The 23,194-nt window shown below is 51.8% G+C and carries 17 protein-coding genes; 5 read left to right on the plus strand and 12 right to left on the minus strand.

Translation table 11 applies throughout. The features are described from left to right. The first annotated feature begins 316 nt into the window (after positions 1 to 316). Complete coding sequence (locus tag BJP58_RS18170) at positions 317 to 2,617, plus strand: helix-turn-helix domain-containing protein (protein ID WP_194540032.1); 2,301 nt, start codon at positions 317 to 319, stop codon at positions 2,615 to 2,617. A gap of 191 nt (positions 2,618 to 2,808) precedes the next feature. Here BJP58_RS18170 and BJP58_RS18175 read toward each other — a convergent pair whose 3' ends face one another. From BJP58_RS18175 to BJP58_RS18210, 8 genes are all read right to left on the minus strand, one after another. Next, complete coding sequence (locus BJP58_RS18175) at positions 2,809 to 3,855, minus strand: glycoside hydrolase family 18 protein (RefSeq protein ID WP_194540033.1); 1,047 nt, start codon at positions 3,853 to 3,855, stop codon at positions 2,809 to 2,811. A 21-nt stretch (positions 3,856 to 3,876) separates the two neighbouring features. Next, positions 3,877 to 6,495 (minus strand): transglutaminase domain-containing protein, encoded by a 2,619-nt coding sequence (locus BJP58_RS18180; protein ID WP_194540034.1) that lies wholly within the window; start codon positions 6,493 to 6,495, stop codon positions 3,877 to 3,879. Positions 6,496 to 6,503: 8 nt separating this feature from the next. Continuing rightward, the gene (locus tag BJP58_RS18185; protein ID WP_194540035.1) at positions 6,504 to 7,526 is read right to left on the minus strand and encodes a carbohydrate-binding family 9-like protein; all 1,023 of its coding nucleotides are present in this window, start codon (positions 7,524 to 7,526) and stop codon (positions 6,504 to 6,506) included. Between the two features lie 63 nt (positions 7,527 to 7,589). After that, entirely contained in the window at positions 7,590 to 8,876 is a 1,287-nt protein-coding gene (locus tag BJP58_RS18190) for an alpha-L-fucosidase (protein ID WP_194540036.1), read from the minus strand. A gap of 245 nt (positions 8,877 to 9,121) precedes the next feature. Then, positions 9,122 to 10,507 carry an alpha-L-fucosidase gene (locus BJP58_RS18195; protein ID WP_194540037.1) on the minus strand — a complete coding sequence of 462 codons (1,386 nt, stop codon included), beginning with the start codon at positions 10,505 to 10,507 and terminating at the stop codon, positions 9,122 to 9,124. Between the two features lie 147 nt (positions 10,508 to 10,654). Further along, positions 10,655 to 12,265: an extracellular solute-binding protein gene (locus BJP58_RS18200; RefSeq protein WP_194540038.1), complete on the minus strand. Its 1,611-nt coding sequence runs from the start codon at positions 12,263 to 12,265 to the stop codon at positions 10,655 to 10,657. Between the two features lie 43 nt (positions 12,266 to 12,308). Beyond that, a complete protein-coding gene (locus BJP58_RS18205; protein WP_071218756.1) occupies positions 12,309 to 13,217 on the minus strand; it encodes a carbohydrate ABC transporter permease in 909 nt (302 codons plus the stop codon). A gap of 15 nt (positions 13,218 to 13,232) precedes the next feature. Further along, positions 13,233 to 14,204, minus strand: coding sequence for an ABC transporter permease (locus BJP58_RS18210; RefSeq protein ID WP_113057797.1), 972 nt, complete (start codon positions 14,202 to 14,204; stop codon positions 13,233 to 13,235). Between the two features lie 422 nt (positions 14,205 to 14,626). Between BJP58_RS18210 and BJP58_RS18215 the strand changes: the two genes are divergently transcribed. Next, entirely contained in the window at positions 14,627 to 15,661 is a 1,035-nt protein-coding gene (locus tag BJP58_RS18215; protein WP_194540039.1) for a glycoside hydrolase family 18 protein, read from the plus strand. Positions 15,662 to 16,121: 460 nt separating this feature from the next. Here the strand turns inward: BJP58_RS18215 and BJP58_RS18220 are convergent, their stop codons facing one another. Beyond that, positions 16,122 to 16,340, minus strand: a complete 219-nt coding sequence (locus BJP58_RS18220; protein ID WP_071218753.1) for a DUF378 domain-containing protein — start codon at positions 16,338 to 16,340, stop codon at positions 16,122 to 16,124. A gap of 162 nt (positions 16,341 to 16,502) precedes the next feature. After that, the gene (locus BJP58_RS18225) at positions 16,503 to 17,399 is read right to left on the minus strand and encodes a LysR family transcriptional regulator (protein ID WP_194540040.1); all 897 of its coding nucleotides are present in this window, start codon (positions 17,397 to 17,399) and stop codon (positions 16,503 to 16,505) included. Between the two features lie 159 nt (positions 17,400 to 17,558). Here BJP58_RS18225 and BJP58_RS18230 point away from each other — a divergent pair, with 159 nt between their 5' ends. Both BJP58_RS18230 and BJP58_RS18235 read left to right on the plus strand, forming a co-directional pair. Beyond that, positions 17,559 to 18,602 carry a YeiH family protein gene (locus BJP58_RS18230; RefSeq protein WP_194540041.1) on the plus strand — a complete coding sequence of 348 codons (1,044 nt, stop codon included), beginning with the start codon at positions 17,559 to 17,561 and terminating at the stop codon, positions 18,600 to 18,602. A 278-nt stretch (positions 18,603 to 18,880) separates the two neighbouring features. Beyond that, a complete protein-coding gene (locus tag BJP58_RS18235; protein ID WP_194540042.1) occupies positions 18,881 to 20,350 on the plus strand; it encodes an alpha-amylase in 1,470 nt (489 codons plus the stop codon). Positions 20,351 to 20,483: 133 nt separating this feature from the next. Here BJP58_RS18235 and BJP58_RS18240 read toward each other — a convergent pair whose 3' ends face one another. Further along, a complete protein-coding gene (locus tag BJP58_RS18240) occupies positions 20,484 to 21,383 on the minus strand; it encodes an ABC transporter permease subunit (RefSeq protein ID WP_194540043.1) in 900 nt (299 codons plus the stop codon). Positions 21,384 to 21,389: 6 nt separating this feature from the next. Next, the gene (locus BJP58_RS18245; RefSeq protein WP_194540044.1) at positions 21,390 to 22,310 is read right to left on the minus strand and encodes an ABC transporter permease subunit; all 921 of its coding nucleotides are present in this window, start codon (positions 22,308 to 22,310) and stop codon (positions 21,390 to 21,392) included. A gap of 265 nt (positions 22,311 to 22,575) precedes the next feature. Between BJP58_RS18245 and BJP58_RS18250 the strand changes: the two genes are divergently transcribed. Beyond that, entirely contained in the window at positions 22,576 to 23,052 is a 477-nt protein-coding gene (locus BJP58_RS18250) for a glutathione peroxidase (protein ID WP_194540045.1), read from the plus strand. Positions 23,053 to 23,194: the final 142 nt, after the last annotated feature.

A 23,194-nucleotide genomic window follows, 5' to 3' on the forward strand; every position in this document is an offset into this window, starting at 1 on the left:
AGTAGACACATCTAACGGTTTGGCATTTGGGCCATCACTTCGCCGTCATTTATGATAGCGCTACCAGTTTCTACAAGAAAAAACGACTATCGACTTTCATTCTAGAGAAGACAGACCGCGTTTAGATGTTGTTTTTCTTGTGATATCAGGCAGGCCATGCTCTAAGTTTAAGACTTCTGATATCTTAAAGAAACACGTCTATTAACGGACTTTACACAATACAGACTGCGATTAGAGGAAGTTTTTCTTGCGATTATAGAATTTGTTCAGTTTCAAATCTTATCATTCTATAATCTAAAAACGGGAGGTTGCAGATATGAAATGGAATCACTTCAAGTCCAAGCTTCTGCTTAAATACACACTGTCCTACATCTCCATTTTTCTGATACCTCTTGTTATATTAACTATTATTATTTATCACAATGCCGTGAATACACTCCGTTCCGAGATCGAGCAGACCAACGTCAATCAATTGACCCAGGCTAAAACGGTCATCGATGAGCGCATGAAAGAACTGCAGGACATTGCCTTTCGAATCGCCTACGATGAGCAGTTGACCCGTTATTGGACTCACCATCCCTATTACAGCCGCGAATCTATCGGGGCCTTGGTCAAATACAAAGCCACCAGTTCCATCATTGATGAGCTGTTCCTGTTCTTCCGCGGGGATAACAGCATTTATTCGTCACAGGGCTTTGAGAATCTGAACGTCTTCACCGACCGCTACAAATTCAACAGCTGGAACGAAACGGAGATGGTCCGCGATTTAAACTCCGTCCCGATTCCGACCATGCGTCCGGCGGAGCAAGTGGTTCAGGGAACCAAAATCCAAAATTCCATGCTGGCCTACCTTGTGCCGATCGCACCTAACAATACGCCCGCCCATGGAACCGTCATGTACCTGATTCATGAATCCAATCTGACCGGATTGATCGACTCCATCCTCAGCGACTACCATGGGATGACTTATATATTCGATAACTACGGGCAAGTGCTGGCCGCCAACTACCAAGGCGAAACCATTACCGAGCAGGAAGTCAGCGCACTGTTCGCGCTTGAGCCCGGAACGCACAGCCTTTCCTTGAACCAAGAGCCGCATTCGGTTGTATCCGTCAAATCCGATGCGGGCTGGACTTATGTCACCGCGATGCCAAGCAATCAATTTTTCAGCCGCATCGTTCATATTCGTACCTTTGTAATTCTGGTATTCTCCTTCGTGGTGGTGATGGGCACCATTCTTGCTATTATGCTGGCCCGCAGACAATACCATCCGATTTCAGACTTAATGGAGTTCATCCGGTTGAAGAATGACCCGGAACCGTCCACATCCAGCAACGAACTGGAATGGATCAAGAAAACGCTGCACGACTACAGCCAGCGCGTCGATCTCCAAGAGCCCTATGCGCGGAATCATATTCTGCTCATGCTGCTGAAGCATGGCCATACCGGTGAATTCCCCTTCGAATTCACCGAGAAGCTGGGCATTCGCTTCAGCCGGTCCCATTATTTTGTCGTGACCATGGGGTGGGAGTCGCACGCCCTTCCCATTGGCGACAATCCGGAGCGGCGGCCCGTGATGCAGTTAATGAACGATGTGGACCTGCCGGCCTTCTCCGCCTATGCCTTTGGAGTGGAGCTTCCACAGCCCGATCAGCTGGCCCTCATTGTAGGATTCGATGCGGAAACCGGGCATGAAGCGAGCCTTAACGCCCGTATGGAGCCGATCGCCCTTGCCCTGCAATCGATGGCGGCAGAGCACACAGGCGTCTCTCCTGCGATCGGGGTAGGCAACCGCTACAGTTATCCGGAGCAGCTGAATCAATCCTTCATTGAAGCATCAACCGCTTTGGAGGCATCCATGCTGCACGGACAGGGCAGCAGCACCTTCTTTAACGCGCTTTCCGGTTCCGGCGCACAGGATTCATCCTTCTGGGTCCCTAAGGATGTGCTGCTGAAGCTGGTTCAGAGCTTGAAACAGGGCAGTTACGACGTGGCGGTTCAGATGGTATCCACCGCATTGAATAACCTGAAGACGGAAATGCCGTCCGTACCGCTGCTGCGCTGCATCTGCTTCGATATTCTGAATACGATGCTGAAGACGGCCTCGGAGCTTGGCATCCATCATGTGGTCAATCAGCTGCCGCGTGTCACTTCCTATGACTCGCTGGAGGATTTGGAGAAGAAGCTGGCAGGCCTTGCCGCTGAAATCTGCGCCCATGTCGAGGCGAAGAGCGAGACGGAAGAAAGCTCCCTGATGGACGAAATCGTCGCTTATATCGACGCCAATTTTACGGATTATGACCTCAGTCTGGGTACGATCTCGTCTAAATTCTCCATCTCTTCATCGTATTTCAGCCGTTCCTTCAAGGAGAAGATCGGCATGAACTTCACCCAGTACATCTGGCAGAAACGGATGGACGAGGTGATCCGACTGCTGCTGCACACCACCGATCCATTAAAGGATATCATCACCCGGGTCGGTTACCTGGACACGCCGAACTTCATCCGCAAATTCAAGAAAGAGACGGGATACACGCCCGGTCAATACCGCAAAATGCATAGCCCCGACAGCGCCGCCGTTTCCACGGATGACGACGACGAGGAGTACATCGGGTAAACCGATTTGGACGATTGGCCTGAAGGAGTATATCGGATAACGGTTTCGGACAATGGCTAAGAAGTGTGCATCCGGTAGCGGTTCCGCCGCATAAATAGAAACCTCCCCTGAGCGGCACTGTTCAGGGGAGGTTTTCGTATGTTTTAAACTCATATCCGAGTCATCAGATCCACAGGGACCCGTCACTATTCCTATTTACCGGCTAAATTGTCTTGAAGTCCTTGATGCATAGCACCCAACAGGCGATGGGTCGAATCACACCCGTATTCCCAGAACATGATCCCAGCCAAGCCTTGTTCCTTCACATAATCGCATTTGCACTGAATCGATTCCTCATCGTCATATGAAATCAGGCTGGAGCCATTAAAGAGGTACGGTGCACAGGCTTCCTCATCCCAATAACGAATGTAGCCGTTCTTGTTGATGTAATCCGCAGCCAGCTCGGCGAAGGCCGGCCCATAACCGCCCGTGCTGCCGGCCATTTGGTGAAGGCCGTGGTTCCGGTCCGGAACCTCGTTCCATACACGGGAATAGAATGCGGCACCGATGACGATCTTCTCCTTCGGAACACCGGCGCGAACAAACAGGTTCACGGAAGCATCCGTGCTGATTCGGAACAGATCACCGGTTGGCGTGTACAGATTCGTATGATGTCCGGTCAGAACCTGAAACCCGCCGCGCATATCATAGGTCATCAGCTGGATGAAATCGAGGTACTGCTGCACCTCAGCCATCTCCGTACCGTCTACATAGTACTGGTCAGCCCCTGCCGCTATCGTGAGCAGATAATGACGGCCATCCCGGGAGCCCTTGGCATCCAGCGCCTCCCGGATCGTCTTCAGCAGCAGGGTGAAATTCCGTTTATCGTCAGGACTCGACCCTATGCCGGCCTCACCGTAACAAGGATACTCCCAGTCCAGATCGATCCCGTCAAAAGGATATTCCTCCAGCACCCGTACGGCGGATGCGGCCATTCGCGCCCTTCCGCCTTCGGTTGAGGCGGCTTCTGAGAAACCACCGGCGCTCCAGCCGCCAACCGACAGAAGCACCGTAAGATTCGGGTGATCCCGTTTGATGTTCCGGACAACTTCGCCGTTCTTCAAATGCTCGGTGGTGATCTCATCATTTTTTACATGACCGAAGGCTACGTTCAGATGCGTCAACTTCAGCAAATCCTCTTGCGTCATATCGGGAAGAACCGAATCGACGGCGTAACCCGCCACAATATACTTCGTCATTACTCTTCACTCCGATCCCTTCTAGGGTTGTAATATCGCGGTCGCAATCTGCAGGGCTTCCTTCCCGGTGCCGATCTTATATCCGGAAGCCGAATAACGGATTTGATCCTCACTGTCCAGGACGAACAGATGAGGATAACCGGCTTCATGGGCTGCTGGATTCGGGATGAAGCCCGACAAGGAAGCATAACTGGAATCCCGTACAAAAACGGTGCGGGCCGGCAGCTTCGGATAGCTTGCCGGATCAAAGGAAGCCGTCCACTCCGCATTCCCGATTATCAGCACAATCGGCAGGCCCAGCTTATCCAGCGGCTCGGCCAGCTCGCTGAGCTCGCGGAGAAGATGCTTGGTCGGCTCCCGCTCCGGTTCGATCCAGGCAGCAAGAGCACCTTCGGATCCCAGAAGATCTTTAAGATTGGCTCCCGTTCCGTCCAATCGGGTAAGCGTACTGCCCGGAGACAGTGTGCCCAGCACCGGAATGTCAACCGCCGTCTCACGATAGGTCAGCGCCACGCGCGCGGTGTCTCCGGCACGCACGGTAAAGTACGTGAAGCGCACTCTTACCGTTCCGTCCTTCAGCCGGATGCCCGACGTTAGGCGGTACGAACCCGGTTCAACCTCATATGGCTCATCGTAAACATCGGTGCTGCCATAAGGATACACGAGCGTTTTGTACACGCCGTCTTCCAGGCGGGCGAAAGTAAAGTTCTCGGCATAGGATGCAGCCGGCGTGTCCTGCGAGCCTTTCGGATCCCTGAGGAGCTGCAGCATCCCCCAGCTTGAGCTCTCCTGATTCCGCGACGAGTTCAGACGGAAGATTGCATCTTCCCAGCCTCCAGCACATAAGTACTGCGGCTTCTGCTCGCTCGGATGCAGTCGGGCAGGAATCCCCAGACTGCGGCATACCGCCACAAACAGGATGTCCAGCGACTGCTCGTCTCCCTTCATGAGACTGTATGTGCCTGCCGGATTCCCCTTACCCTTCAGGTTAGGAAGATCGTCTGCATATGCATAACCCTTCTCCAAACGTCCGGCAAGCGCAGAAGGATCCTTCCTGAATGCCGCTGCTTCTGCAGCCGTAAAGGCATCGCCGAATACGCGTCGATACGGAACCAGCATTTCATAAGAAACCCGCGGACACAGAATGTACTTCACGAAGGTATCCTCATCCCACTCTCCACGCTGAGCGAGCGCACCCATCAGATGATCATCCAGCGTCTGCCGGAAGGTATCAATCAAATCCTTTTCGTTCAGCGACTCCAGAAGCCGCAGCGGCCACTCGCCATAATCGCCGGTACGCTCCTCCAGGAATGCGGCGATTTCCCTGCTGTTGCCCCTGGCTTTTTGAAGAACGTCCCATACCCGCTCCGGAGGCAGTCCTAGTGACTGAGCCAGCGTGAATGCCTCTTCTTCGCTCAGGAATGTACCCTCATATTCGGTCCGGACCTTCGTCCCTTCCTCCAGACGACGGTTATGAGCCCGGATCTTCTCTTCCGGCAGCGCCGACGCGGCATCTCCTTCTCCCTCCGGCGGAGGAACCATATCGAAATCCACAATCCCTGACGGCTGTTCGGATGAATCAAGCACAAATTCGATATGTTCGCCGTCCTGAGTCTTGAACAGGATTTCACTCCATTTGCCGCCGCTGACCGCGCGAACCAAGAGGTCGCCATAACCGGTTTTAAAGGAAGCCTTCCCTTCCTCATCGGTCTTGATTTCGGCAATCGGGTAAAATTCAGCCATATTATACAGCTCAAATCGAACGCTTGCGCCGGATACGGGCTCTCCCTGCTTATCCTTCACGCTGACGTAAAGGGTGCGGGCCGGCGCATAGTTCTCCAGTAAATTAATCTCTGTAAATCCCTTTTCATTGAGGGTAATATCCTCCGGTCCGGGATAATCGGCAAAAATTCGCGTATTGATCAGCATCGCCCTGCGGGCCGGCGGACTGAACCAGCCTTGATTCAGACGGGCCTCCGGTTCGCATGCCCCGATGTAATACCACTGGCCGTCCGCCCATGCTTCCACCCAGGCATGGTTGCTGTCGCAATGTGCCCAGCGCGGCGTATAAACCTGACGCGCGGGGATCCCGATGCTTCGAAGCGCGGCCACCGCCAGCGTGGACTCCTCGCCGCAGCGTCCGCGTGCGTTCCGGATCATCGTCAGCGGCGAAATCGTCCGCAGATCGCTGCCGATATAGGTCGCCTTCTCATGACACCAATAATTGGTTTCCAGAATGGCATCCGCCATCGATAACTTCGCCGTCCGTTCGGCCAGTTCGTTGTAGAGAATACCGCGGAAATCCTCAATATTCTCCGTATTGACCCGGTAAGGAAGCACAAAGTGCAGGAACAAATGATCCGGCACACGCTCGCCCCAAGGCACGCGCTTACGGATGTCCAATGCTTGACGCACATGACTCAAGAACAATTCCCCATCATAGTCGGCCATGTCGTTCACCGGCATGTAGGCAAACAAATATTTCAGAGCCCAAGTTTCTTCTTCGGTCAGCTCCTGCTCAAAAACATGAAACAGCTGATCTTTGCGGGCTTCCGCAAAGACTACCTTCTCCCGGAACTTTTGCTTGATCCGCTCTTGTGTCTGCGAATCCAGCGAGAACACCGCGGTTTGGCTGGTCATCCTTAATCTCACTCCTTCCATAGCTTTCCGTCTTCCCGAATGCAGATTAGAGCCGTGCCGTCCGACGAAGGGGCGCTAATCTGGAACAGGCTGCGGGTCGTTTCAATCACAGGCTGGATGCTCCATGAATCCTCGCCCATGAGCTGCTGTGCATCCTTCGTAAATTCACCCTGGGCTTCATAATAATTTCGCTGCCGGTAATAGAGTCTCCGCAGCTCCCACTTGATCCGTTCGTCTTCCGGAAGCGCAAACGGCTGGCGTTCCTCGCCATCGGCGAATACGACGTAACCCCACAGCTCCGGGTAATGCATATTGATGATGCCCATAGGCGACCATACCCAATTGTCCTCCGGATAAGGCTTGCCTGTCTCCGGATTCAGCACCTTGCGATATTCGCCGTCTTGTATCTCGGTCTGCCATTCCACGCGCGAGAAGTTGACGCGCCAGAACTCACCTGGTGCAGGACGGCGGCCGCCTTCGGCACATTCCTTGAGACTAGCCCAAGGAATTGCCACCTCCACGCTCCATTTCCGGTTATCGGCGCCCGGTCGGTTCAGCTCCCCGTCGATAAACACCGCCGTCTTAAGACCGCTGATGTCCCAGCCGTTGACCGGAGGTCCGCCATCCCGGTACGGTTTCACGAGCAGCAAGTCCCACACCGTGTTCAACGCATTGATCTCGAATTCATAATATTGATGGCTGTCTCCGTCCGGATCAATGAATATTTCAAAGTCATTATCATAGAAAATAACCGAATCGCGTTCCGTCAGCGTCGCCCATATCTGATCCTCGATCAGCTCCGCGGCAAAATAGAAATACTCGTCGTCCCACAGCATTTTGACCCGGGTCCGCTTGGCCGGCTTCGGCCTTAGATCCCCCTCGATATCTACGAAATCATCGGTCCACTCCGCCGCATCCCAGAACGCCTTATCCACGCGGCCGTCCAGCACGAGCGGCTGCCCCGCACGCTTGCATATATAATGCTTGGGAGCATACTCAATCCTTGGCTCCGGCACACCACTTCTGTTCATGTCATTCTCTCCGCTTCATGAGGGAGGCTTGGCACCTATTAAGCGCGTCCCTCCCCGTGATGGTTAGTTATGCGTGACAACGGCTCCCGAGCCGCCGTACATCTCCAGCTCTTCGTCAAACTCCAGCTTAAGAACCGTCACCTGCTCATGCGCGTCTTCAGGAGTCATCTTAATCCACGTCGTCCCCGGGATATTGAACCAAGGCACGCCCCCATGGATCTCGTGGGTAAGCTCCTTGCCCGAATGCAGCACGGTAATTTTCTTGATCGGGTTGCACAGCCCCTTGATGCACACATTTTCTTTCGGATCGTCATAGACAAACAGGTACAATGTCTTTCTGTCCTCGGAAATCGTGCTTCCCCCCAGATAATAGCGGGTCATAATGCCTTCGCCCGTTCCGAATACGACCTCCTCATGGGTCCGGATCCACGCGCCCAGCCCAAGCAGAATGTCCTCCTGCCTTGGATCGATGGTGCCGTCCTCGCGCGGACCGATATCCAGCAGCATATTGCCGCCCATCGAGATGCAGTCGCAGAACATCCGAATGATCTGGTTCAATGATTTGTATTTATGATCGGTCGGCACATAACCCCACGAACTGTTGATCGTTGTGCAGAATTCCCAAGGCCCCTCCGGTCTCGTGATCGGAATGCCCTGCTCCGGCGTTTTGTAATCACCGTGGCCCTGCAGACGTGAGTTGATGATGATATCCGGATTAAAGGATTGCAGGTAATGCTTGAACTCCGGCAGATTCCACTGCTCGGCACTCCGTTCCCAGTCGCCATCGAACCACAGCAGATCCACCTTCCCGTAATTCGTCAGGATCTCCCGCAGCTGGTTGTTATTAAACTCCAGGAATTTCTGCCACTTCTCCTGATCCTGAACACCGTCCACGGGACTGGTGTGCGGGTTGACGCTGCTGAGATCCTCCGGTACCCGGCCTCCTTCAAACACGCTTGGATAATCCGGATGCGACCAATCGATTAGAGAGAAGTACATGCCTAGGTGAATACCCTTCTCCCTGATCGCTTCCGCATACTCCCGCACGATATCCCGATTGGCCGGCGTCCGCTTGACCACGTTAAGATCGCTGTACTGCGTATCCCACAGCGCAACGCCATCATGGTGCTTCGTTGTCAGCACGGCATACCGGGCGCCGGATTTCTCGATCAAATCCGCCCATTTCTCCGCATTGAATTTCGATGCCGTAAAACCGTCCAGCTGCTTCATGTACTCGTCGTACGTGATCCTCCCGTTATAGAAGGACCAAGATTCCGAGACTCCGTCCACGGCATAGATGCCATAGTGAATGAAGATGCCCAGCTTGGCTTCTTCGAACCATTTCTGCATGTCTGTCCACACCTCTTCTTAAGTCCTTGTACGTGAAAAATACGTTTATGAGGTTGTTCAAAAAGTCCGCTTTTGATCACGAAGCGAATCAGGAAGCAACTCGGCATCGAATCTTGAATTCAGCCGGGCCTTCCGGTGCTCACGTACCCAAAACGTACGCTCCGCTCCTCACCCCCTAGCTTCATCCAACCTTCTCGGTGCTGAAAATCGACCTTTTTGAACACACACTTTATATAACCCGCCTCTTAACGAAACCGCAATACATGCGCGATCGGCGCCAGCCCCTGACGCTCCTGATCCGGAAGTCGGACCGCGACGCCATCGTCCGTGCGGCGATAATCCAGCGCCTCCTGACCCCCGACCAGATCTATGCGGCTGAACGCCGTCTGAATCGGAATGTGCAGCTCCTCAGGAACGGCTTCTTGCTCATTTCGATACAGATAAATGGCGTAGGTGGTATCGCCTTTTTGGGTAAACTGGACCGCGCCGGAGGAATACGGCTCACAGACACGGGTCCCATAGATGGCCTCCCCATAGACTTTCAGCCACTCTCCCATGCCCTTCATTCGTGAAATGGCCGTCTCGGGCAGCCTTCCGTCCGGCTGCGGGCCCACATTGAGCGCTAGATTTCCGCCTTTGGCCACGATCTCGGCCAGCAGGTGAATGAGCTGACGCACCGTTTTGTAACGATCCTCGTAGCGGAAGGAGAAGGAAGTTCCCATCGTGATGCAGCTCTCCCAAGGCACATGAAGGGCACGCTCAGGAAGGGTCTGCTCCGGCGTGATCAGATTCTCGTAAGGCCCGCCGACCGTGCGGTCCGCCGAGAGAAGCCAAGGCTGAATCTCACGCGCCTTCTCTACCACTTCGCCCAATCGGATATTCTGATCCCGGTAATCGTTCACCCAGCCTGCATCCAGCCACAGCACATCGATACGGCCGTAACGGGTCATCAGCTCCATGATCTGCTCATGGGTAAACTGGACAAACTGTTCCCACAGCCAAGGATATTTCTTCGGATCGTAGCTAGGGCCGCGAGAAGTGAAGCTCCCCGCTTCCATTCCCGGCGCCCAGTAGTACGGGGTATGCCAATCAGCCTTGGAGAAATAGGCGGAGATGCCGAGCCCCTTGGCACGGAATGCATCGAACAGCTCCTTCGTAATATCGGCGTGTTTATGCCTATGGAACGGACATTCCGGTCCCGTAACACGGTAATCGGTCGTATGCGTATCCCACATGCAGAATCCGTCATGGTGCTTGGTAGTAAAGTTCAAATATTTGAAGCCGTTATCGGCTGCCAGGTCAGCCCACAGATCAGGCTGAAAGCGAAGCGGGTTGAAGGTCTTGTTCAGATCAAAATACTGCCGCTTAAGCTCCTCCGCATCGATGTCCCAGTCAATGCCGTCTCGCGACCAGTCCGCGTCTTTATCGCTCAGCGCCCAAGATTCAACAAGGCCCAACTGGGAATACGGCCCCCAGTGCATCATCAAGCCCAGCTTCTGGTCCTTGAACCATTCCAAGCGTTCCAGAAGCAGCGGATCCTCCGGCTTGACCCATTTGTCCTCACTGCTGAAATTGTGCACGCCCTGCTCCACTACCGCTTGCTCTTCCTCAACCAGCTTGTTCTCCGACATGGTGTACCTCCAATAGTCATTTGTTGATAACGATATTTTTGAAGATCATTGGAACGGGCTTCGCCTGCCCCTTAAAAACAATAGCCAACCCCCGGTCATGAAGCGACCGGGATACGTTGGCTCTTTGTTTTTCATATATGCATCTGATTATTGCTCGGCGTTCCAGCGATCATACGCGCCTTGGTAAAGCTCGATGAGACGGTCGCTGCCCATTTTCTTGACTTGTGCGACGTATTTATCCCAATTCTCAAGCGGCTCTTGGCCTGTTACGAATTTGGCTTCCATCTGTTTCACGTACGTTTCCAAATCGGACAACAGCGCAGTTGCCTCGCTCTGCTCTTCATTCGTCAAATAAACGTTAGGGAATGGCGATTTGCCGATCGGCACCAGCTTCTCTTGGTTCTGCTGATCGATCCACTCATCGAATTCGGTGCGAAGACCTTTCGCAACATCCGGATCATTGACGCCAGGTGTCAAAATACCGTAGTTCGGCGTGATTTTGCCGCGATACTCCTCACGATCACCGCCGCCTGGCACTGGGAGCCATTCTTTCACGCGGTTAGCCTCATCCTTGAATTTCCATAGGGTGCCTTCCGGTCCTTGGTTAAACAGCGTAGCGCCTTCATAGCTGTACAGGTAATCGATCCAGCGCATGGTCGCTTCCGGAGCCGGGTTGCTGCTCGAAATGGCGAATGTGCCTCTTGCCGACATACCAGGATGCATGCCGTATACCGGAGAGTCGGCGATTTCACTCTTCACCGGCGTCATGAGCGGATGCTCGCTGCTAGGCTCGCCGCCAAGCGTGAAGTACGCATGGTAGTCGTTAAACAGAGCCAGCTGATTGTTTTCTCCCTTGGCTTTTTTCTGATCGCCTGTTTGCGAGAAGGTTTCATGATCCAGCAGTTCTTCCTTCCACAGACGGTTCATGAACGTCAGATAGCCTTTGTAGCCTTCTTCCTGGTAAGGGTAGTGTACTTTCCCATCCTTGTCGGAATAGATGCCTTCGTTGTACATGCCCCAGAAGCCGAAGAAGTACATGCGCAGGTCATCCAGCTTGACGGAAGTCAGCGGAATCTCGTCTTTCTTTCCATTTCCGTTAGGATCTTCTTCCTTGACGCGTTTCAAGAATGTATATAATTCCTCAGTAGTCTTAGGCTCGGACACGTTGAGCGCTTTTAAGAATTTGCCGTTATACCACATCGGGCCTCTGTACCATACAGCAGCCTTGTCGACGAACGGCAGGGCATACATATGTCCGTCCGGGGTCGTGAAGGATTTGCGGACATCCGGGTTCTCATCCAATATCTTTTTGATGTTCGGTGCATAACCTTCGTCAATGTACTTCTCCAGCGGAATGAGGATGCCTTGGCTGCCGTAAGTTACCTGCTCAGCCGGCTTCAGATCCGCCGCATAGAACATATCGGGCAAATCGCCGCTCGCAAACACCAGATTTTTCTTTGTTTCAAAGCTGTCAATCGGAGAAAGCTGATATTCCAGCTTGATGCCTGACAATTTCTCCATCTCTTGTAGTACGGGCATCGTATTCCAATCGGCTACACCGGCATCCTGTGACATGACCGTCAGCGTGATCGGCTCATCCACAATCGGGAAACCTTCCTTCTTTACCCCTTCCGTGCTGGCTGTCCCGGACGGTGCTGTAGCAGCGCCATCTCCTTTAGGTGAACCACAGGCTGCAAGCATTGTTGCTGAGAGGGTGAGGCAGAGTAAAATAGATGATGCCTTGCGAAGCTTTTTCATGACAACAACTCCCCTTTTTTGGTGTGGATTGTATGGTTTAAGATCAGCCCTTAACGGAACCAATCATAACACCCTGCACAAAATAACGTTGAAGGAACGGATAAACAGCAATAACCGGAAGTGTCGCAACGATAATGACCGCATATTTGACCAGTGCGGCAATTTCCGCTTTGGAATTCATCGCTGCTGCGGATGAGGCGTCAATCGCCCCGCCGCCCTGTGCCGCCATCTCCTGAAGTACCAGGATTTGACGCAGGAAGAGCTGAAGCGGGTACTTCGCGGCATCATTCAGATAAATCATGGCACTGAAGTAACTGTTCCAATGTCCGACGCCGTAGAAAAGTGCCATGACGGCAATAATCGGCATCGAGAGCGGCAATACGATTTTGATGAATAACCGGAAGTTCGTACAGCCGTCGATATGGGCCGCTTCCTGAAGCTCCTTCGGAATGGTCGATTGGAAGAACGTCCGGGACACAATTATATTCCATATGGACGCAGCTCCCGGCAGAATAAGAGCCCACATGCTGTTGACCATGCCAAGATCTTTCACGAGCAGGTAACTCGGAATCAGTCCCCCGCCGAAAAACATCGTAACCAGGAACACCGCCATAAAAAATCCTCTGCCCACAAAATCTGAGCGGCTTAGCGCATAGGCTGCAGGCAGCGTGACAATCAGATTCACGATCGTACCTATCACTGTATAAATAATCGTGTTCTTGTAGCCAATCCAAATGTTGGCATTCTCAAACACCCGGGCATATCCATCAAAAGTTATCCCTTTCGGAATCAGCCACATTTCACCTGAACTTACGTACTTCGGATCACTGATAGAGGCGCTGACAATGTACAGCAGCGGGTACAGCACGATGATCAGTGCAATCGTCAGATAGATGTAGTTGCATAGCAGGAATAATTTATCCCCTTTGCTTTCCCTTACCGTGGATGACATATGTTATTCCCCCTTCTACCACAGGCTGTTTTCGCTGGTGCGACGAGCGATTTGGTTCACCGCAATCAGCAGAATCGCATTAATGACCGAATTGAACAATCCGACGGCGGTAGAGAAGCTGTACTGTGCGTCAACCAGACCGGAGCGATAAACAAAAGTCGAGATGACATCGGAAGAGCTCATATTCAGCGGGTTCTGCAAGAGCAGGATTTTCTCGAATCCGACGCCCAAAATGCTGCCCATGTTCAGGATCAACAGAATGGTGATCGTTGGTACAATCGCCGGAATGTTAATATGCAGGATGCGTTTGAATCGGCTCGCACCGTCCACGACGGCAGCCTCATGCAGCTGCGGATCGACACCCGACAAAGCGGCCAGATAGATAATGGTACCCCAGCCCGCGCTCTGCCAGACGCCCGACAGCACGTACACAGTCTTAAACCAAGCGGGATCTGTCAGGAACTGCGGCGGCTGAAAGCCCAGCATTTCCACAAAATTTACGATCATGCCGGACGAAGGCGACAAGAACGTAATGATCATACCGGACATAACAACGACTGAAATAAAATGTGGCGCATACGTGACGGTCTGTACCGTACGCTTAAAGAATGAATCCTTCACTTCATTGAAGGCCAATGCCAGAATGATGGGCAGCGGAAACCCGATGGCCAGCTCATACAAGCTGATGCTCAAGGTATTCCAGAGCAAGTCCCAGAAGTAATAAGAGTTAAAGAAGCGTTCGAAATGGTCGAATCCGACCCACGGGCTTCCCGTTATTCCCAACGTCGGGATGAAGTTTTTGAAGGCGATTTGGATCCCGTACATCGGCCCATAATGGAAAATGACAAAATACAGAAATGCCGGAGCGATAAACAAATACAGCTCCCAGTTTCGAATCATCCTCCTCCATAATGTATTTTTCTTACGATTCGGCATCGTGTTAACCGATACGCTTTGTGTCAGGGCGGATTGACCATCTTGCTGCATAGGTTGCCCCCTCCTTTTCTAATGAAAATCCGGCCATGTTTTTTCGGAAAAGCACCCCTGTTCAATGTAAAAGAAAGAGCCTTCCTGACCACACATCCTTAGCGTGCGGCTTGCCCGCTTCAGAATTGTTAACGCTTACATCCCAAGTGTATGGACTGCCGCATGATCCGTAAATATGTCATTTCTATTGTCTGTTCAAAATAGCCTAATGTGCTGGTATGACGGGCTTTTCACGTCCCACCCACTTCTGTCATTGTCGTTTTCAAGCAGGAAAACATGTGGTTTTTGACCCCTTCTCCTCCGATAAATTGTCATTCAGGCCAATGGGATGAGCCTTGACAGATGTCATATCTGACCGTAAGTTGGAAAAATAAACCGCAAAAGCAAAACTGACATATTCTAAAAGAAATGAGGGATTACGCATGCAGCCATCCTCCTGGATTTTAGCCGGCTACGCAGGGCGCAAGGTCTTATCCGAGGTCACGACCGAAGATGCCAAGCGGCTCACTCACTTGAATATCGCTTTCGCCCATATCCGAGAAGACAAGATTACGTATACCGATACGAACACCATCCACGAGATCCATCGCCTGAAAGCCGTCAATCCCGAATTAATCGTCCTGCTGTCCGTTGGCGGCTGGGGCTCCGACGGATTCTCGAGAGCGGCAGCAACGTCCGCAGGGAGACAAAGCGCGTGCGAATCGGCAATCAAGCTGCTGCAAGAGTTTCCATTCGACGGCATTGATCTGGACTGGGAGTATCCATGCTACTCGATCGCAGGAACGACCGCATCGCCAAATGACAAGAAGAACTTCACGATGCTGCTGAAGGAGCTTCGGGAAACATTGGATCAGTACGGGCGGGACGAGACACACTATCTGCTCACGATCGCAGCCGGGGCCGATCAATATTATATAGATGGCACCGATATCCGTGACATTCACCCCTATCTCGACTTCATTCAGCTGATGACGTACGACATGCGCGGCGGATTCCAGACGCTGACGGGCCATCACGCCAACCTGTACACCTCAACTGGCGATCTGTTCCGAATCAGCGTCGATGCCTCCGTCCGCCTGTTCACGCTTGCCGGCGTGCCACATGAGAAAATCGTGATCGGGGCCGCATTTTACTCCAGAAAGTGGAAGGATGTGCCGGATGTGAACAACGGCTACCTCCAGATCGCTCCATCCTCCGGTGGTTATGGTCCGACCTATACCCAGCTCGCTGCCGAGTATTTTAGCAATCCTTCCTATAAGCGGTACTGGGACGACGAAGCCAAAGCGCCTTATTTATTCGATGGCAGCAGCTTCATTACTTACGATGATGCTGAATCTCTGACTCATAAATGCAAATACGTACAGGATCAAGGCTTGGCTGGTATTATGTTCTGGGAATACAGCTGTGATGCGACACACAGCCTGCTGGATGCCATGTATAAGGCATTCCACTCATAAAACAGAGTGGGGACCGCCTAGTTGTAACAGTTTCACTCCCCTCCAGGTGTCTTTATGTCGCTATTCGTTCGGACTCTTTCCTAATGGTGAAGGAGTCCTTTTCATTTCATTGTTTACGCAACACGGAGGATGCCGACAGATATCACGTTATGTTTCCTATCATGCCATTAACTTCCGATTGCTGCGCTGCAATGGCTTGGCTTTATTCTATGAGTTCCTTCCAAATCCCGTAAATATGTCGTTTTTATCTTTAACTATAGAGCATGCAAAGCCTCATAAACACTGGAAATTTCATACTGTATATGTTGATCTTGCACCTGACATGAGGATTACAATTCACTGACAATCTTGGATTTCGGACAGAAAAAAAGCCATTCCTGAACACGGAAAGGCTTTTTTTATCTATGAGGATATGGATATTTCTCGAAAACTATGTCATTTTTATGTGATTAAATGTAACCTATCTGGCTGTATTTCGGTCGTCATTCGTAACATCACCAAAGAAGCGGATCGAGTACAATGCACACAGACCGACAATCGTATAGATGATGCGGGAGCCGATGGAGCTCTGTCCACCAAACAATGCAGCTACCAGGTCGTATTGAAACAGGCCGACCAGAAGCCAGTTAATGCCTCCAACAATCAATAACAGCAAAGCTATTGTATTAAATGTTCTCATCGTTTAACCCTCCTTACGTCCGATTTTCACATCATTCGTTACATGTTTGTTCATCTATGATTTTAGTATCTATTTTTAACCAATTATGGCGTATGTAATCATGTCCGAACAAAAAAACATCCCCTTAACGGGGATGCTCTTGCACCGGGTCATTCTCTTCCTTTAGACCCCCTTGGGGAAACCGCGTTTATGATGCAAAAGCTCGAGAAACACCTCTACGGCCTTGGTATGATAAGGTGTTTTTTGTGTAATCCATGAGAACTGCCGTGCCACCGGTCTGCCATTCGGTACCAGCATATGCAGCGTTCCGAGTTGCACCTCCTTGCGCACCGCCCATCGCGACAGCAGCGTGACGCCAAGGCCTGCCTCCACGGATTCCTTGATCAGCTGGGTGCTTCCGAACTCCACGATATGCTGAGGGCGAATATGATACCGTGAGAACATCCGCTCCGTTGCCTCGCGGGTGCCCGATCCGGCTTCCCTGACAATCCAGGTCTCATGCGCAAGCTCGGAGAGCGATAGCTCCTGCAGATGATCATACCGCCCGTCCCGGGGAACCATCACCAGCATCTCATCCTCGGCAAAGGCCTCGATATGCAGCTTATCATCCTGATAATCTCCCTCCACAATGCCGATATCCGCCTCATGGCGCAGTATCATCTCCGCCACTTCCGTGGTGTTCCCGATCATAATCGATGGGCGGATCAAGGGATAATGTTCCCTCATATAAGCGATCAAATGCGGCAGCATATATTCCCCGAAGGTATAGCTTGAGCCAATGGACAGATTGCCGCTCGCCCGATGCATCAAATCGTCCACAAGCGTGTTCATGCGGGTGTACAGGCCCAGAATGTCCTTCGCATGATGGTATACGATCTCTCCGGCTTTGGTTAGCCGGACATATTTATTGGTTCGCTCCAGCAGCTTGGTGCCCACAGACCGCTCGAGCGCTTGGATATATTGGCTTACCGCGGGCTGTGTCATCAGCAGCTCCTCCGCCGCACGGGTAAAATTCCCCTTCTCTACCACCGTAACGAATACCTCCAATGGTTGATCCACGCTTTTTGCCTCCTTCTTCGCAATGTCCACGAATGGTTATGAGTTATATTCACCATAACATATTACTTATGATGATCATTATAATGATTTATTTTTCTTATCCATTGGAATGGGATACGATGGGTTCAGACCAACCGAACGAATCGGAGGTTACATCTAATGACAGAGCCAGCCTATTCCAAATCACAAGAACACGTCCATCGTCTGGTTCGATGGACACAGCATACGCTGCCCGCCACAGCAGGCGGCATTGCCTTTACCTTTGTCATCGCTCTCATCGGTTACGTATTAGCAAGCATGCCGGGCCTTGGCTACCTTGGCCAGCTCGCCTGGGCGATTCTCATCGCCGCAGTATATCGACAGCTGCGAGGTTACCCGGAGAGACTGCGCATAGGAATCCAATTCACGGCCAAGCGGCTGCTGCGTCTAGCAATTATTCTATATGGCCTTAAGCTGAATATCGGCATCGTGTTCCAGCAAGGCCTGGGTTTAATGATGAGGGATGTGATCAGCGTCATATTTGCCATCGCGCTCACTCTGCTGATTGCCAAATGGCTGAAAGCCGATATGTCCTTGTCCCTTCTGCTTGGCATTGGAACCGGTGTATGCGGTGCGGCGGCCATCGCCGCCGTGTCCCCGATCCTCAAGGCGAAGGAGAAGGACACTGCGCTAGGTGCGGGGCTGATTGCCTTTCTTGGAACCATTGTTGCTATCGGTTATACCCTCGTCCAGCCGCTGCTTCCCTTAACAGACACCCAATACGGCGTGTGGTCGGGTGTCAGTCTTCATGAAATCGCCCATGTAGCATTGGCAGCTGCTCCAGCAGGTGAGGACGCCCTTGCGATTAGCCTGCTCGCGAAGCTGGGACGCGTATTCTTGCTCGTACCGCTCAGTATCGCGCTTATGGTCTGGATGAAGCGCACCGGGCGTATGCAGAGTCATACACGGATGGAGTTTCCCTGGTTTCTGCTGGGCTTCATGGCAGCGAGTGTACTGGGAAGCTGGGAATTTACCGGACAACCGATCATTCCCCTGCCGATCAAAGATTCGATTTCTCAGGCAGCCTCCTTCATTCTTGCCATGGCGATGGTCGGACTTGGCCTGAATGTCCACTTGAAGGATGTGCGCGGCGCCTGGCGGCCGCTGCTGGCCATGTCCATCACCACCGTGCTGCTGATTCTGCTTACTTATGCCATGGCATAAGTAAGCGAAAGGCAGCCAAAGTGTACAAAACGGAAAACCATCCCCTGCGATAGATTCTCGGCAGGGGATGGTTTTTTTGTGGTGAATAGCTGGATCCAAGCCATATTAGGATGGCCGCAATACGACAACCCCCGTCTTTTTCTTTCCATTTTAGGGTAAAACTAAATGGAGACGGTCCGCCCATTTCGGGTGGAAGGTTTAGCTCCCCTGCTTTCTTGGGTATTTGAGCTTAGTATGCAGTAAACATGCAGAGCTATCATGATAGAGGAGATGGAAGTATGCAGCGAAATCATACGATTATGCAATTCTTCGAATGGCATGTTGCAGCCGATGGCTCGCACTGGAACCGACTCAAGAACGCAGCCCCGGAGCTGAGCAAGGCGGGAATCGATGCGGTATGGATTCCTCCGGTGACAAAAGCTACGTCCGCAGAGGACAATGGCTACGGCATATACGATCTCTATGATCTGGGAGAGTTCGATCAGAAAGGAACGGTTCGCACGAAATATGGAACCAAGCAGGAATTGATTGATGCCATCGCGGCCTGCCACAAGCACGGAATTGCCGTCTATGTCGATCTGGTCATGAACCATAAGGCGGGCGCAGATGAAACCGAGCGGTTTCGGGTGGTACAGGTCGACGAGATGGATCGGACCAAGGATATATCAAAGCCATTCGAGATTGAGGGTTGGACCAAATTCACTTTCCCCGGCCGAGGGGATCAATACTCCTCGTTCCAGTGGAATTTCACTCATTTTAACGGTACCGATTACGACGAAATCAGCAAACGTTCCGGCATTTACCGGATCGTCGGCGAGAACAAATCATGGAGCGATAACGTTGACAATGAATTCGGCAATTACGACTACCTGATGTTTGCCAACCTTGATTACAGCCATCCGGATGTACGCAAGGAAATGCTCGCATGGGGCAAGTGGCTGGTGGATACGCTGCAGTGCAGCGGATTCCGGCTGGATGCGATCAAGCATATTAACCATGACTTCATTAAAGAATTTGCCACTGCCATGAAGAAAAAGCGCGGAGATGATTTTTACATCGTGGGCGAGTTTTGGAATCCCGAGCTTCAGGATTGCCGAGACTTTCTGGATACGGTGGATTACAGGATCGATCTGTTTGACGTGTCTCTTCATTATAAACTCCAAGCGGCTTCCAAAGCCGGCCGTTCCTTCGACCTGCGGACGATCTTTGACGATACGCTTGTCCAATCGCACCCGATGAATGCTGTCACGTTTGTGGACAATCACGACTCGCAGCCGCAGGAATCGCTGGAATCCTGGGTGGAGGATTGGTTCAAGCAGAGCGCTTATGCGTTGATCCTGCTGCGAAAGGACGGTTATCCTTCCGTCTTCTATGGCGATTATTACGGAATCGGCGGCGAGAAACCCATTCCCGGCAAAAAGGAAGCGATTGACCCGCTGCTGTATGCCAGAGCGAATCGGGCGTATGGCCAGCAGGACGATTATTTTGACCACCCGAATACGATCGGCTGGGTCCGCCGCGGCATCCCGGAAATCGAGTTTTCCGGCTGCGCGGTGGTCATCGCCAATGGCGAAGCCGGGGATAAGCGGATGTTTGTCGGCGAGCATCGAGCCGGGGAGATATGGATGGATCTGACCCGTACACGGCAGGATCGGATTACGATCGGCAAGGATGGGTTCGCTCTTTTTCCGGTGAACGGCGGCAGCGTGTCCGTCTGGGCTCACCCGGATATTCCTGTAGAAGCGTAAACAGCAGCATTTTACACAATCAAAAAAACCGGAAGGATCGGTTTCACCAGACACTGGCAGTCCTAATAAATAGGAAAGCACCTGGCGCAAACTCTCATCCTTCCGGTTATTCGCGTTAGCGGCCACGTACCGATCAGCCTTTAACCTGAAAACGACGGCGCAGGCCTTCGCCTAACAGGTTGAACGTGATGATTAACAGCATCATGGCAAATGCGGGATACACAACGAATTGAAACTTCCCTAACCATATGTCCGCTCGATGCTTGGACAGAATGGTCGCCCAGTTATACCCGGTCTCCACGAATTCCATGACATAATAATTAACTTCCTTCCATTCATGACCGAGGAAGATGTTCACGATGGCAAGCTGGCCGAGCAGGAGCATGACCTTCCCCATATCCAAGCAGAAGTTGACGATCACCTCGGGGAACAAGACCGGAATATAATAATTCTTTGTCAACGTTCTCGTCCGAAGTCCTAACGCGGTTCCGGCCTCCATGTAAGGCTCACTTGCCATTTTGTGGGCCTGCTGCTGTATCGTAATCGCAACCCGCCCGGCCTCAACGCCGGCCAGAATCAGAATGGCCCAGCCCATCCGCTGCTGGGAGAAGAGAAAGAATGGCAGCGCAAGCAGCAGAGCCGAAGCGAAGACCGGCGGCAAATAGGAGCACAGCTGGTTCCAGAAGGTAATGAACCGGTGGACGAAGCCTTTTTTCTTACGGGCGATCAATCCCAGGGGCACGCCTATCGCATATCGAACAGCCGTAATCCCCAGCACAAGCAGGATCGTATCCTTGGCGGTCACAACCAGCTTGCTCAGATTATCGACCCCCTTCTTATCCGATCCCAGCCAGTTCTTCGAAGAAGGCTTATAGGGCGGAAGCGTCAGCTTCTGCTTCCCGTCCTTCATCACCCATCTGGAGGTTTCCTGTTTCAAATCCTTGTCGATAAAGGGCATATACGGCCCCGCCAGCATAACAAAAACAAAGAAGGCAAGCAGCGTGCCGCCAATCCATAAAGGGATATTCTTCAAGTCGACTCACCTCATTTCTGATCGGGGATCAAAGTACTTGCGTGCCGATTGACTGATCCATTGGACGATCATGAACAGCACCATGAAAGAAAACGCAATATAGATAATGACACCCGGCTCATAATTGGACCCGGTTCCACTGAACGTGTTGAAGTCCAGCGCCTGAAACAGTCTCCATGCCGCCCCCGGATAATTGCGGTAATATTCCACCACGAGCAGATTGGACAAGATGAAGACGAGCAGGCCCGGAAGATGGGTCAGGATGGTCGCGATACCGTTGCGCAGCATATGTTTGTATACGACTTTTCGGTCACTCAGCCCTTTGGCTTTAGCCAGCAGTATGTATAACTTGCCCTCCTGCGCAAGCAGAGAAGCCGAAGTGATTCGGGCAATGAAGAAAATCGGGTAAATCGACACGAGCAGCGATGGCAGCACAAAGGCCTCCCAGCCGTCAACCGCAAAATAGCGGATAGCCGGAACATGCTTAATAAGCACCCACTGGGCGATCAGCATCAGGAAAAAATCCGGAACGGATTGGAACAGCCATGTGGTCCAGTGCCCCAGCACACTGAATTTGGTCTTGGACAATTTATAGTCGAGGACTCCCTTCAGAATGCCAAACACAAATCCAAGGATTAAAGCGGATACAATAACCAGCAGGCTTTTGCCGACGGCTCCGAAAGCAGCCGCTTCCGAGGTCTGGCCGATATACCGTGTTTCTCCCAGTGTCCCGTTCTGAATGGCATTTGCAAAAAAATCGCGAATATACGTAACATACTCACCCATGTCAAAGGAATAGTTTGCCACCACTAAATAGCCGTCCACCGACAGATTCAAATCCCTCGGCACCAGGACGATGAGGACGATGAACATAAAAGCCAGCAGGCTAGTCACCGTCGTTGTGAGCATTTGCGTTTTTAATCTCATACCGTCCTCCCACACATGATTTCAGCAGTACCCCTATTGGTTCATTCGATTAAGCACTTATTCTACTACTATCATACATCTCCTAAATAAGTCCAGATGAAAATACAAAATTTTACTTTTGATATTTCCGCATCATGTATTGCATTCCATCTTTTGTCATACAAATAGCATATAATTGCCGCTGCCGTTTCTAGCAAATTGCAATCTACAGCGAAAGAATATACTCTGATTGTATATACATCTCATTGGAGGAGGTTCTACGGCGATGTCCATCTATGAATATGAAGTAAAAACGATACGCGGCGAGTCCCAAACGCTGGAGTCTTATAAAGGCGACGTCATGCTCATTGTCAATACAGCAACCAAATGCGGCTTTGCTCCTCAATTCGACGGCCTGGAGAAGCTGCACCAAGCCTACCGCGATCAAGGATTGGCCGTTCTCGGTTTCCCAAGCAGTCAGTTCATGAATCAAGAGCTGGAGGAGGACTCCGCGATCGAGGAGGCCTGCAAGCTCAATCATGGCGTCACCTTCCCCCTATTCTCCAAAATTGATGTGAATGGCACAAGCGCTCATCCGCTCTACAGGCATCTGACGAGGGAAGCGCCCGGCGCACTCGGCATTAAAGCGATTAAATGGAACTTCACCAAGTTTCTTGTGGACCGCAGCGGCAAAGTGGTCAAGCGCTTTGCGCCTACGGATACTCCGGAAAAAATAGAAGAGGATATCAAGAAGCTGTTATAAATGCAGGCAGCCGATTCGGATAAAAAAAGGCTTGCCCGAGGTCCATCGACCTTGGGCAAGCCCTTTATGTTATGTGGTTCGGCATCGTCCATGCTTTGCCGTTGCATCCTTTGTATGCTGGCTCCTCGGTCAACTCCCTATT

The sequence above is a fragment of the Paenibacillus sp. JZ16 genome, from assembly GCF_015326965.1.
GTDB lineage: Bacteria > Bacillota > Bacilli > Paenibacillales > Paenibacillaceae > Paenibacillus_AQ.

Bases quoted from the DNA above. Each gene is read 5' to 3' on its own strand.
- BJP58_RS18170 (WP_194540032.1), top strand. From the start codon at position 317: ATGAAATGGAATCACTTCAAGTCCAAGCTTCTGCTTAAATACACACTG.
- BJP58_RS18175 (WP_194540033.1), bottom strand. From the start codon at position 3,855: ATGACGAAGTATATTGTGGCGGGTTACGCCGTCGATTCGGTTCTTCCC.
- BJP58_RS18180 (WP_194540034.1), bottom strand. From the start codon at position 6,495: ATGACCAGCCAAACCGCGGTGTTCTCGCTGGATTCGCAGACACAAGAG.
- BJP58_RS18185 (WP_194540035.1), bottom strand. From the start codon at position 7,526: ATGAACAGAAGTGGTGTGCCGGAGCCAAGGATTGAGTATGCTCCCAAG.
- BJP58_RS18190 (WP_194540036.1), bottom strand. From the start codon at position 8,876: ATGCAGAAATGGTTCGAAGAAGCCAAGCTGGGCATCTTCATTCACTAT.
- BJP58_RS18195 (WP_194540037.1), bottom strand. From the start codon at position 10,507: ATGTCGGAGAACAAGCTGGTTGAGGAAGAGCAAGCGGTAGTGGAGCAG.
- BJP58_RS18200 (WP_194540038.1), bottom strand. From the start codon at position 12,265: ATGAAAAAGCTTCGCAAGGCATCATCTATTTTACTCTGCCTCACCCTC.
- BJP58_RS18205 (WP_071218756.1), bottom strand. From the start codon at position 13,217: ATGTCATCCACGGTAAGGGAAAGCAAAGGGGATAAATTATTCCTGCTA.
- BJP58_RS18210 (WP_113057797.1), bottom strand. From the start codon at position 14,204: ATGCAGCAAGATGGTCAATCCGCCCTGACACAAAGCGTATCGGTTAAC.
- BJP58_RS18215 (WP_194540039.1), top strand. From the start codon at position 14,627: ATGCAGCCATCCTCCTGGATTTTAGCCGGCTACGCAGGGCGCAAGGTC.
- BJP58_RS18220 (WP_071218753.1), bottom strand. From the start codon at position 16,340: ATGAGAACATTTAATACAATAGCTTTGCTGTTATTGATTGTTGGAGGC.
- BJP58_RS18230 (WP_194540041.1), top strand. From the start codon at position 17,559: ATGACAGAGCCAGCCTATTCCAAATCACAAGAACACGTCCATCGTCTG.
- BJP58_RS18235 (WP_194540042.1), top strand. From the start codon at position 18,881: ATGCAGCGAAATCATACGATTATGCAATTCTTCGAATGGCATGTTGCA.
- BJP58_RS18245 (WP_194540044.1), bottom strand. From the start codon at position 22,310: ATGAGATTAAAAACGCAAATGCTCACAACGACGGTGACTAGCCTGCTG.
- BJP58_RS18250 (WP_194540045.1), top strand. From the start codon at position 22,576: ATGTCCATCTATGAATATGAAGTAAAAACGATACGCGGCGAGTCCCAA.